The organism is Peptacetobacter sp. AB800 (genome assembly GCF_047807365.1).
Lineage (GTDB): Bacteria > Bacillota > Clostridia > Peptostreptococcales > Peptostreptococcaceae > Peptacetobacter.
The window spans coordinates 1-416 of record NZ_JBLOUI010000102.1; the positions used below are offsets into that span (position 1 = coordinate 1).

General features: G+C 40.9%; 3 tRNA genes. All 3 read right to left on the reverse strand.

The features are described 5' to 3' along the window. Positions 1-142: 142 nt before the first annotated feature. Positions 143-216: transfer RNA gene (locus ACK2WN_RS12275), tRNA-Arg, on the reverse strand. Between the two features lie 11 nt (positions 217-227). Continuing rightward, a tRNA-Gly gene (locus tag ACK2WN_RS12280) sits at positions 228-302 on the reverse strand. A gap of 10 nt (positions 303-312) precedes the next feature. Beyond that, positions 313-389 (reverse strand) — tRNA-Asp (locus ACK2WN_RS12285). Positions 390-416 lie beyond the last annotated feature (27 nt).

The window sequence follows — 416 nt, forward strand, 5'->3', positions numbered from 1 at the left end:
ATTTTATTAATTATTTTTTCATCTTTTCGCTTTTTCAATACATTCATATTACTATTATACACAAGTTTTCCACAGTTTTAAATTATTATAATTTCCTTAAGAATAAAAAAAAAGATCCTGTAAAAAACAGAATCTTTATTAATGAGCGCAGAAGGATTCGAACCTTCGACACACGCCTTAGAAGGGCGTTGCTCTATCCAGCTGAGCTATGCACCCATATTAAATTTTGGAGCGGGAAACGAGATTCGAACTCGCGACTTCGACCTTGGCAAGGTCGCGCTCTACCGCTGAACTATTCCCGCATATATAAAGTGGCGACTCGGATGGGGTTCGAACCCACGACCTCCAGCGTGACAGGCTGGCATTCTAACCAACTGAACTACCGAGCCACTTTATTTGGTGGGGTTAACAGGGCT